At 31.9% G+C, this 11,513-nt stretch carries 7 protein-coding genes; 6 read left to right on the forward strand and 1 reads right to left on the reverse strand.

The window, feature by feature from the left end; translation table 11 throughout:
* Positions 1–173: 173 nt before the first annotated feature.
* Positions 174–1,355, forward strand: coding sequence for a cytochrome-c peroxidase (locus WHA43_RS03500; protein ID WP_105045756.1), 1,182 nt, complete (start codon positions 174–176; stop codon positions 1,353–1,355).
* Between the two features lie 102 nt (positions 1,356–1,457).
* Here the strand turns inward: WHA43_RS03500 and WHA43_RS03505 are convergent, their stop codons facing one another.
* Positions 1,458–2,063 carry an RNA polymerase sigma factor gene (locus tag WHA43_RS03505; protein ID WP_105045757.1) on the reverse strand — a complete coding sequence of 202 codons (606 nt, stop codon included), beginning with the start codon at positions 2,061–2,063 and terminating at the stop codon, positions 1,458–1,460.
* A 112-nt stretch (positions 2,064–2,175) separates the two neighbouring features.
* Between WHA43_RS03505 and WHA43_RS03510 the strand changes: the two genes are divergently transcribed.
* The 5 genes from WHA43_RS03510 to WHA43_RS03530 all read left to right on the forward strand — a co-directional run bounded on the left by WHA43_RS03510 (position 2,176) and on the right by WHA43_RS03530 (position 11,435).
* Positions 2,176–3,345, forward strand: a complete 1,170-nt coding sequence (locus WHA43_RS03510) for a FecR family protein (protein ID WP_105045758.1) — start codon at positions 2,176–2,178, stop codon at positions 3,343–3,345.
* Between the two features lie 133 nt (positions 3,346–3,478).
* On the forward strand, positions 3,479–7,060 hold the full coding sequence (locus WHA43_RS03515; RefSeq protein ID WP_105045759.1) for a TonB-dependent receptor: 3,582 nt from the start codon (positions 3,479–3,481) through the stop codon (positions 7,058–7,060).
* A 10-nt stretch (positions 7,061–7,070) separates the two neighbouring features.
* On the forward strand, positions 7,071–8,804 hold the full coding sequence (locus tag WHA43_RS03520) for a RagB/SusD family nutrient uptake outer membrane protein (RefSeq protein ID WP_105047274.1): 1,734 nt from the start codon (positions 7,071–7,073) through the stop codon (positions 8,802–8,804).
* 6 nt (positions 8,805–8,810) lie between these two features.
* Positions 8,811–9,941, forward strand: coding sequence for a glycerophosphodiester phosphodiesterase family protein (locus tag WHA43_RS03525; protein WP_105045760.1), 1,131 nt, complete (start codon positions 8,811–8,813; stop codon positions 9,939–9,941).
* A gap of 6 nt (positions 9,942–9,947) precedes the next feature.
* Complete coding sequence (locus WHA43_RS03530) at positions 9,948–11,435, forward strand: PQQ-binding-like beta-propeller repeat protein (RefSeq protein ID WP_105045761.1); 1,488 nt, start codon at positions 9,948–9,950, stop codon at positions 11,433–11,435.
* Positions 11,436–11,513 lie beyond the last annotated feature (78 nt).

The raw sequence follows: 11,513 nt of genomic DNA on the forward strand, positions 1-11,513 counted from the left end.
CTTGTTTTGCGGATTTTTTATAAATCGTAAATTTGTAAATTATTGAAAATGTGTTTATTGAATAAAATTTCATAAAGTATTTTATAGATTTTTTTATAAATAAAATTCAACAGTTAAACTTTTACAGATTTCAAGGGTCTAAACTGCGTACTCACTCACTTAACCCATTTATAATGAAAAGCGTCCATCCAGTTTTTTTAGCGATTGCAGTTATAATTGTAAGCACCCTTTTGTCTTGTAGTAAAGAAGAAACTTATACTGCTATTGAAGAGAGCCCTTTAAATCTCCCCTCTACTCCATTTGATTACATCAATTTAAATTTACCAAGCCATTTTACAACCAATGTTCCTGGGCAGCCCTTACCAACATCCATCAATGGTACTGACAATACACCTACTAGTAATCCAATTACCAATGAAGGTGCAACTCTTGGACGCGTGTTGTTTTATGATAAAAGTTTGAGTGCTAACGGCACTGTTTCTTGTGCTTCGTGTCATAAACAGGATAAAGGTTTTTCGGATGATGAAAAGCTAAGTATTGGTTTTGAAGGCGGATTTACAGGACGTCATTCCATGACATTGATCAATGCTCGCTTTTATCAAAGAGGACGTTTTTTTTGGGATGAAAGAGCCAGCACTTTAGAAGAACAAGTATTGATGCCTTTTCAAGACCCTGTAGAAATGGGAATGACTTTAGAGGAAGTTGTGAGCAATGTAGCAAAGCAAACTTACTATCTTGACTTGTTTGAAAGTGCGTTTGGATCAAGAGAAATAACATCAGACAAAATTTCGAAAGCGTTGGCACAATTTGTAAGAAGTATTGTTAGTTTTAATAGCAAATACGATCAAGGCAGAGCATTAGCTGCAGCTCCAGGTGCAAATTTTTCTAATTTTACTGCACAAGAAAACATGGGTAAAAATTTATTTTTTCAAACAATTCCGAATGGTGGTGGTGCGTGTTTTGGTTGTCATACTACAGAGGCTTTTATTAGTGCAAATCCTGGACCTCAAAATAACGGATTGGATGTCAGCTCAACAAACGATTTAGGTGCAGGTGCTGTTTTTCCTAATCCAATTTTTGTGGGACGATTTAAAACATCAACTTTACGAAATATAGAATTGACTGCGCCTTATATGCACGATGGACGTTTTGCAACTCTAGAAGAAGTTGTAGAACATTACAATAGTGGTATACAAGCACATCCTACTCTCTCTCCAGCACTTACAGATGCCAATGGAAATCCAATTCGCCTAAATTTTACGGAAACTGAAAAAGCCGCTTTGGTGGCCTTTTTAAAAACATTGACAGATACTAGTATTGATACTAATGCTAAATGGAGCAATCCTTTTAAATAATTATTTTTTCTTTGATAAATTGAGGATTTAATTTATTGAAATTAAAATATAAAGTATATAAATATCTTCAAAAAAAATATGAATATAGTATTGTTGGGATTTTTAATTGTTACTTAAATTTACAACTCCCTTTTTGCCAAAAAGCAAAAACAAAATCCCTTCAATTTTATCGCCAATCGAGGATCTTAATATAGCAAATGCTTTGGTAATATGAGCCTCAACAGATTTTATGGAAACATTCAAATATTCAGCAATTTCGATATTGGTGAGTCCTTCTTCTTTACTTAATAAAAAAATTTCTTTGCATTTTGGTGGTAAATTTTCAATCTCATTTTTTACGATTGCTACCAATCTTTCAATCGATTTTTCATCCTCTTCTTCTACAATATACGTTAAGGCTTCAATATGCTTTTTTTCGAGTGAAAGTACTGCTTTGTTTTTTCGATATTGGTCTATAAACTCATTGTAAACAGATTTATACACGTAACTTTTAACGACAAAATCTTCTTTCAATTTGCGTTTAGATTTCCAAATATTCATGAACACATTTTGTACAATATCTTCTGCTAAATCATTATCATTTGTAAGACTAAAAGCATAGACACACAATTTTTTATGATAGGTGTTTACTAAAAAATTATAGGCATTTGTATCGCCCTTTTTAAGAGCTGCAATCAAATCTATGTCATTTAAATAAACAACCTTCATTTTTGAATATTATATTTTTTTGAAATTAATAATGCGAATGTAGAAAAAAAGTACCTAAAAAAGTTAGGGTATAGCAAAATTGTAACGTTTTAGTAATATAATCTTAATAAAGATGACTTCAGAAAAATTTCAAAATATTATTATAAAATATCTTAATAAGCAGGCTTCTGTCATGGAATTAGAAGCTTTGGAAAAGTGGTTGGAAGAAGATGCAACTCATCAAAAGTATTTTATCAATTATGTAAAAATAAATTATTTGATTGATTTAAACTTGAAAGAGTTTGATACCCATTTGGCTCAACAAAAATTAGAAACTTTTATCAAAAAAGAGAAAAAAGTACGCAAATTGAAAAGAACTTCTGTTTTCATTTCTTATGCTGCAGCAATTGCACTCTTATTATCTGTGGGATATTTCTATTTCAACACAAACGAATTAACAGAAAATACCATCGAAATTCCTTCTGAAAAAATAACATTAACCTTAGAAAATGGGAATATAAAAGTGTTGGAAGAAGATGGTTCTTTTACGATTCAAGATGCAAAAGGAACAGTTCTTGGAAACCAAAAAGGCAATGAATTGGTGTATGAAGCAAAAGACGGTATTGAAAAACTTGTTTACAATACCTTGAAAGTTCCTTATGGAAAACGTTTTGCTGTTGTTTTGTCTGATGGAACAAAAGTTACCTTAAATGCAGGAACTTCTTTGAAATATCCAGTTCGATTTTTAAAAGGTCAAAATCGACAAGTATTTATAGAATCAGGAGAGGCTTATTTTGATGTTACTAAAGACGAAAATCATCCATTTATTGTTCAAAACAACAATGTAAATGTAAGAGTTTTAGGGACGCAATTTAATGTAAGTGCCTATCCTGAAGATGCCACAATTTCAACTGTTTTAGTAGAAGGAGCTGTAAATTTATATGCTACAGATGTAGCTTATGATGTAACAAAAGCCACTTTATTAAAACCCGGATTTAAAGCAGATTGGAATTCAAAATTACAAAAAGCCACAATTGAAAAAGCTGATATTGAAATACATACAGCTTGGATTAATGGTAAAATTATTTTGAAACACATGAAATTTAATAGTATTATCAAAAAATTAGAAAGACATTACAATGTTGAAATCACTAATAATGATAGTGATTTAGGTGAAGAATTTATCACTGCAACTTTTGATACAGAAACTATTGATCAAGTTTTTGATGTAATTAACGAGATTCATCCTATCAACTACCAAATCAATGGAAACAAAATACTAATCAATAAACTTAAAAAATAAAATTCTATGACATAACAATTTTACACCTACAATCAAAGTCATAAAATTGAAAAAAAAATCGAAAGATGCTGGAACACCTTCCGATTACATTTTGTGACTACAACTAATTAATCACTTAATACACTACAAAAATATGAAAAAAGTAATTAGGATGAGAGTTCATCACTCTTTTCCGTTAAATCTCACTACAAAAATGAGGATTACTACGCTATTATTGATTTTAATATCTCTTTTTCAAGTTTATGCGACAGATCTCTATTCGCAAAAGACTAAAGTTACCTTAGATTTAGAAAACGTAAGTTTAGAAACGGTATTTAATAAAATAGAATCTGAAACTACTTTCAAATTTATTTACAAAGACAAAGAAATTGATTATCAACGAAAAACAACTATCAAGGCAAAAAATGAAATGCTTTCGGATGTTTTAAAGAAATTATTTTCAAATTCGTCTATTGTATTTTCGGTTACAGGAAATCAAATTATTCTAAAATCTAAAGAAACTACTGTTATTGTTCCCCCGATTTTAGACAATAATATACAACCAATTAAAATTTCAGGAATTATTACTGATGAAAATGACATTCCTTTACCAGGAGCTTCAGTTCTTATAAAAGGAACAACCAAAGGAATTCAAACTGATTTTGATGGTAAATTTTCATTAGAAATTGACAATGAAAACACCATTTTAGTAGTTTCATTTTTAGGATATTCTAGCAAAGAAATTGCAATAGGTAAAGAAACTTTTTTCAAAGTTGTGTTAAAAGAGGATGCCAGCCAATTGGATGAAATTGTAGTTGTTGGTTATGGAGCTGTAAAAAAAGCAAATCTTACAGGCGCAATTGAATCTATTAACGAGCGTCAAATAGCCAACAATATTGGTACAAATACCAGTCAAATTTTACAGGGAGTTGCTCCAAACTTAAATGTTACGCTAAGTAATGGTGGTATTAATGAAGAAGCAGATATTAATATTCGTGGAATTGGCTCTATAAATGGAGGAAATCCACTTATTTTAATTGATGGAATTCAAGGAAATTTAAACAGAATTAATCCAAGAGATATTGAATCTATTTCGGTTTTAAAAGATGCTGCATCAGCTTCTATTTATGGAGCTAGAGCAGCTTTTGGGGTTATTTTAATTACAACCAAAGGCGCAAAATCAGGAGATATAAAAGTAAATTATAACACCAATTTTGGTTGGAGTTCTCCAACAATTAGAACCGATAATTTTATTACTGATGGATTGGATTGGGCAAGATTGAGTGATAAATTGAGTCTTTTAGAAAATTCAAGCACCTATCTTGGCTATACTCAAGAAGATTACGATTATTTAGAAGCCAGAAGATTAGACCCAACTTTGCCATCAGTTTTGATAAAAACAGTTAATGGTGCTGAACGTTATGTGCATTATGGAAATACAGATTGGTGGAATACCATGTTTAGCAATATGCAAGCTTCACAAGAACATAATGTGAGTTTATCTGGTGGAAATGAAAAAATGAAATTTTATTTATCAGGGAGATATTATGCTAGAGATGGAATTTATAAAATCAATAAAGATGTTTTAAATACCTATAATATCAGAGCTAAAATTGAAGCAAAACCAAACAAATGGTTGAACGTCTCAAACTCCATCAATTTATTTAGTAAAAATTATACAGAACCTGCAACAAATGCACGAAATGTAAGTGGAGCAAGCAATAGCGAAGATTGGCGAAAATTTACCTATCACGCTTCGCCACTTTATTTGCCTAGAAATCCTGATGGTTCTTTAATTATTAGAGGTGCTTATACCAATAACAGAGATATTGCAGACGGAACTTTTGCAGATTTATTATATGGAAAAAGTGGTGCTGAAGAAAACGATTTTGAAGTTTTCAACACAAGTACAGTATCTATCAATATTATTGAAGGCCTTGAAGTAAAAGCAGATTATAGTTTTAGAAATAGAAGTCAAAGTGAATGGGTTCGCATTATTTCTACTCCATTTACAAATCAACCAAATGGAGCAGGCATTGAACTTTACAAAGAAAATACACAGATTTACAAAGAATTAGAACGAAGAAGCTTGTATCAAGCAATCAATGCTTATGTAGATTACACATTTAATCCAATAGAAAATCATACGTTGACAGCTTTGGTTGGTTACAATCAAGAATGGGAAACTTTTAAACGAAATATTGCTAGCAGAAATGGAAATCTTTCAGACAATTTAAACTCTTTCAATTTAGCTACAGGTACTAATATTTTCTTAAATTCAGTTGAAGAAGAATGGGCAATTAGAGCTGGTTTCTACAGATTTAAATACAATATTTCCGATAAATATTTGATTGAATTTAATGGTAGATTCGATTTATCATCTAGATTTCCCTCAAATAACAGACTTGGATTTTTTCCATCAACCTCAGCAGCTTGGAAAATTAGTGAAGAAAAATTCTGGACAAAATTTAAACCATATATTGATAACTTAAAGTTAAGAGCTTCTTTTGGATCTTTAGGAAACCAAAATGTAGGAGCTTATGATTACATTTCTTCCTTATCTATCAACCAAAGTAATTATATTGTTGATGATGCTAGAATCAATTATTTTTCTTCGCCAAATCCTGTTTCATCAAACTTTACTTGGGAAAAATCAGAAACACTGAATTTTGGTATCGATTTTTCATCATTCAATAATAAGTTCAGTACAAGTTTTGATTGGTATACTAGAGATATCAAAGATATGCTTACACAAGGCGCACAATTACCATCGGTTTTTGGCGCAAACGAACCAGATGAAAATGCAGCCGATTTAAGAACAAAAGGATTTGAACTTTCTATAAAATGGCGTGATCAATTTGAAATTGGCACAAAACCTTTCAAATATAACTTGGCTTTTTCTTTGGGTGATAGTAGAACACACATCACCAAATTTGACAATCCAAATGGCGATTTTCAACAGTTTTATATTGGCCAAGAAGTTGGTGAAATTTGGGGATATACTGTAGAAGGTTTCTTTCAAACAGATGATGAATACTTAAATCACGCTGACCAAACTAGGGTAAATGAGCGCATTAGAAACAACTATTTAATCAATCATCCTGTTGCAGGTGATATTAAATTTGCAGATTTAAATGGAGATGGGATTATTTCTTCAGGAGATAGAACATTGAATAATCCTGGAGATTTGAGAAGAATCGGAAATACCAATCCAAGATACAACTACAACTTTGTGATTGGAGCAGAATTTGGAGGTTTTGATTTGAACATTTTTGCACAAGGAATTATGCAACGTGATTGGAATCCTGGAACTGATAATGGCTTTTTCTGGGGACCTTTTTCAAGACAATACAACAATTTTTATCCAAAAAGTATCGAAAGTATGGCTTGGACTCCTGAAAATCCAACAGCCTATTTTCCAAGATTGGCAGTATATGCTGAAAGAGGTGGACCTTATGAAGGTGCTCAATTAGGAGTAAATTCTGATAAATACCTACAAAATGCTGCGTATTTGAGAATCAAAAATATCACACTTGGATATACGTTACCAGACAATATTGCAAAAAAACTTCATGTAAGTAGTTTGCGTTTGTATGCAACAGGAACCAATTTGTTTACATTCTCTCCTTTGTATAAAAACAATCCTGATAGAACAGTTGACCCAGAACAATTAGGAAATGGCAATGATTATCCATTTACAAAAACCTATGTTTTTGGACTTGACATCAAACTTTAAAAAATATAAAATGAAAAAAACAGCGATTTTATTTACGTTATTGATTTCTTTTTCTGCGTGTAATGATGAATTTTTAGATCGATTTCCATTGTCTGAAATTTCTCCTGAAAACTCATTTAATACAGCAGCAGATTTAGAATTATACACCAATAGTTTTTACAATGATTTACCAGGTTTTGGTGGTGTTATTGAAAGCGATAATTTAAGTGACAATGTTCTTTTTAATGGAGTTCCATTAGAACAAACAGGACAAAGATTAATTCCTGCAGAAGCTGGAAGTAGTGGTTGGAGTTGGGATGATTTGCGAAAAATAAACATCTTTTTCGAAAACTACGAACGTTGTACAGATGAAGCTGCTAAAAAAGAATACAGTGGTGTTGCCTACTTTTTTAGAGCTTATTTTTATTACAACAAACTAAAAAGATTTGGAGGCGTGCCTTGGTATGACCAAGTAATTGGAACTGGAGATACTGAGCTATTATTAAAACCAAGAGATTCAAGACAATTTGTTGTAGAAAAAATTATTGAAGATTTAGACAAAGCAATTGAAAACCTAGGTATTGAAAAAGCATCAGATAGAGTAAACAGATGGACAGCTTTAGCATTAAAATCACGTGTTTGTTTATTTGAAGGTACTTTTAGAAAATACCATACTAATTTAGGACTTTCTGGAGCAAATGAACTGTTGAATTTGGCGCAAGAAGCTGCAAAAAGAGTGATTGACGAAGGACCATATCAAATATATTATACAGGAAATACTGCAAATGATTACAGAGATTTATTTGCTGCTGATGATGCAATTGAAGATGAAATAATGCTTACAAGAAGATATAGTTTAGGTTTGAATGTTATTAACAGTATCAACTATTATTTCACCTCTCCTACTCAAAGTGATGTAGGTTTAACAAAATCTATTGTAGATTCTTATTTGCTAAATAACGGTCAACCTTTTACCTCTTTACCCAATTACCAGACATTTCGATTTTTTGATGAAACAAGAAATAGAGATCCAAGAATGTATCAAACAATTCGTACTCCAGGATACAGACGTATAGGTTCTAATACTGCAGTTTTACCAGATTTTTCAGCAGCAATCAGTGGCTATCAAATTGCCAAATTTGTGGCTGATGTTTCACAAGATGGTTTTCAAGCAGGATATCAAGATTTGCCTATAATTCGTTATGCAGAAGTATTGTTAAACTATGCTGAAGCAAAAGCTGAATTAGGAAATATTACTCAAAATGATATTGATATTTCTATCAAAAAATTAAGAGATCGTGTTGGCATGCCTAATTTAAGTTTAACTACTGCAAACGCAACTCCTGATCCAATTTTACAAGCAACATATCCAAATGTAAGCAGTGGAATTATCTTAGAAATAAGAAGAGAAAGAAGAATAGAACTTGTATTAGAAGGTTTTAGGTATGATGATTTGATGAGATGGAAAAGTGGAAAACTTTTAGAAAATTATTTTAAAGGAATGTATTTCAGTGGTTTAGGAGCTTTTGATTTGGATAACAATGGATCATTAGACATAGAATTATACAGAGGTTCATCATCAACTTCTGCACCTCAAAAAGTAGAAATTGGAGGCGTAATTACTTTATCAAATGGTAATAGTGGCAATTTAGTTCCTTTTGCTGATAGGATAAAACTGTTCAATGAAAGCAGAGATTACCTCTATCCTATTCCTTTAGGTGACATTCAATTAAACCCAAACTTAGTTCAAAATCCTAACTGGTAAATCATTATGAAAGAAATAATTTTAAATATTGTAAAACAATCAAAAGTCTTTGTCTTTCTTCTTTTAGTTGCTTGTTCAGCAGATGAAACGATTGTAAATCCAGGAACTGTTACTGTTTCATTTTCGGTAAACAGCGAAGATATTTTTGCAGGAGAAAGTGTACAGTTTACAAATACTTCTACTGGAACAATTGATGCCGTAAACTGGGATTTTGGTGATGGAAATAGTTCCAATCAACAAAACCCATCACACAGCTTTACAACCGTAGGAAATTATATTGTAAAATTAACTATTACCTCTTCAGGTCAGCAAAAATCAGTTTCTAAAGAATTGGCTGTGTCCATTTCAAGCGACATCAATGGAAGAGTAACCTTGAAAGACAAACTGAATTCATTGAATGGTAAAATGATGGTTTGTGCTCACAGAGCAATTGCAATAGACAAACCAGAAAATTCACTATCTGCAATTCAGTCATCTATAGACAATGCCATTGAAATGATTGAAATTGACATTCGTCAAACCAAAGATGGTCAATTGGTTTTAATGCATGATGCCACAATTCAAAGAACCACAAACGGAACTGGAGATGTAAGTAATTTCACCTTACAAGAATTGCAACAGTTCAATTTAGAAAAATCAAATGGTACTTTAACGAATGAAAAAATTCCAACTTTAAAAGAGGTATTTACCAAAACAAGAGGAAAAATATACATCAATCTTGATATTGATAACAAAGCACCTTTTACAAAAGTTTATGATTTGGCTAAACAATATGGCATGTTAAAACAAGTACAGTTTTATACCAAAGACAATAATCTCATAAGATCAATGATTGCAAAAGATGCTACTATAGTTGTGCTTCCTTTTATTGATAATGAAACTCAATTCAATGCATACAATACCACAAACTTGACTACTATTCATTATTCTGAAAACTCTTTTAATGCAACATTAATTGACAAAGCCAAAGAAAAAGGATGGGCTGTATATGCAAACGTTTATGTAAACACAAGTGTAACTCCACAATCTAATAATAATCAGTTGATAGATCGATTTATTTTTTTAAAAGGAAGTGTTGTACAAACAGATCATCCTGCCTATATCAAAAACTATTTACAACAAAAAAATTTAAATTAACGAATTATGAAAAAAATTATAAAAACACTTCCGTTGATTATGGTCATTTTCATGTTTGGAATGATTTCATGTACTCATGACAATGATGTGATAGATACCAAACCAGTAGCAGCATTTTCAAGTGAAATAAGAATAGTTAACAATAACACTGCAGTTTTGGGTATTTTTAAAGATGCTTCTTTTGACCAAAATGGAAAAATTGTTTCTTGGCATTGGGATTTTGGTGATGGCACAACTTCAACAGAACAATCGCCAACTCATACCTTTGACTTAGGTAATTATACAGTGGTATTAACAGTTACTGATAATAACGGAAACGTAAATGTCAATGAATTTTTTAAAGTGTTGGATTTAACTGTAGTTGTTGAACCAATTCGATTATGGTCTTATGATTTACCCGGATCAATTTCATACTCCTCTCCTGCTGTTTCAGATGATGGAACTGTTTTTATAGGAATTACAGAACCTAACAGAGCTGCTGGAAATCCTAACTTTTATGCTTTAAAAAATGGTTCGGAAGTTTGGAAAACATTACTCCCAAATGGAGCGCAATCAGACCAAATACAATCTTCTGCATCTATTTCAAATGACGGATCTATTTATATGACAAGTTTATTTGAACGCTTTATTTACAAAATAAATGCAGGAAATGGAGCAATTGAAAATAGTTTTAAAACCAATTCAAGAATACGTTATTGTGCACCAACTTTTGGTTTAGATGGTTCTGTGATTATTGGAAATTACAATAACAATGACAGAGGTGTCAGAAATTTGAACCCTGATTTAGCCACTGAAAATTGGATTTTTGGTGTGGGAATCAATTTCAATGCAACTGCAACCATTGCAACAGATGGCACTATATATATTGGTGCTATGAACGGATTTTTATACGCAATCAATCCTGATGGTACTGAAAAATGGAATGTAAAATACGGAACTTGGACAGCTACCACACCTGCAATTGGTGCAGATGGCACTATTTATTTTGCGGGTGAAGGAAATGCTGATAACCCAACATTCAAAGGAATTTTATCTGCTTACAATCCTGTTGATGGTAGTTTAAAATGGACAGTTGGTTTAACAGAAAAAGTAAATCATGGAGGACCAGCTATTGCTCCTGATGGAACAATTTATTTAGGTGGTCATGACAAACAAATGGTTGCATACAATCCTGATGGAACTCAAAAATGGGTATATCCTGTTGATTCTCCAATTGAAGTTGTGCCTGCCATTGACAATGATGGAAACATCTATTTTGGTGATACAGGAGGATCATTTCACGTAGTTTCTCCAGAAGGAGAAAAGAAATGGAAAGTCACCAAACTGGGAGATCAAATAACTTCTGCTGCTGCAATTGGAAATGATGGAACTATTTATGTGGGCGCAAACCAAGCTGGCATTGGAAAGTTATACGCATTAAAAACAAATGCTACTGGTTTAGCAACAAGTGGATGGCCAATGTTTGCTAAAAACGCTAAGCATTCAGGTAGGTAAACGAATATCACAATTTACTAATTATACAATCATTGATGGTTCTCAAAAAGAGCTGTCTTAACAATCAACATTCTAAAC

This window comes from Polaribacter gangjinensis (assembly GCF_038024125.1).
Classification (GTDB): Bacteria; Bacteroidota; Bacteroidia; order Flavobacteriales; family Flavobacteriaceae; genus Polaribacter; species Polaribacter gangjinensis.

Excerpts from the sequence above, each read along its gene's own strand:
- WHA43_RS03500 (WP_105045756.1), top strand. The coding sequence starts at position 174 with ATGAAAAGCGTCCATCCAGTTTTTTTAGCGATTGCAGTTATAATTGTA.
- WHA43_RS03505 (WP_105045757.1), bottom strand. The coding sequence starts at position 2,063 with ATGAAGGTTGTTTATTTAAATGACATAGATTTGATTGCAGCTCTTAAA.
- WHA43_RS03510 (WP_105045758.1), top strand. The coding sequence starts at position 2,176 with ATGACTTCAGAAAAATTTCAAAATATTATTATAAAATATCTTAATAAG.
- WHA43_RS03515 (WP_105045759.1), top strand. The coding sequence starts at position 3,479 with ATGAAAAAAGTAATTAGGATGAGAGTTCATCACTCTTTTCCGTTAAAT.
- WHA43_RS03520 (WP_105047274.1), top strand. The coding sequence starts at position 7,071 with ATGAAAAAAACAGCGATTTTATTTACGTTATTGATTTCTTTTTCTGCG.
- WHA43_RS03525 (WP_105045760.1), top strand. The coding sequence starts at position 8,811 with ATGAAAGAAATAATTTTAAATATTGTAAAACAATCAAAAGTCTTTGTC.
- WHA43_RS03530 (WP_105045761.1), top strand. The coding sequence starts at position 9,948 with ATGAAAAAAATTATAAAAACACTTCCGTTGATTATGGTCATTTTCATG.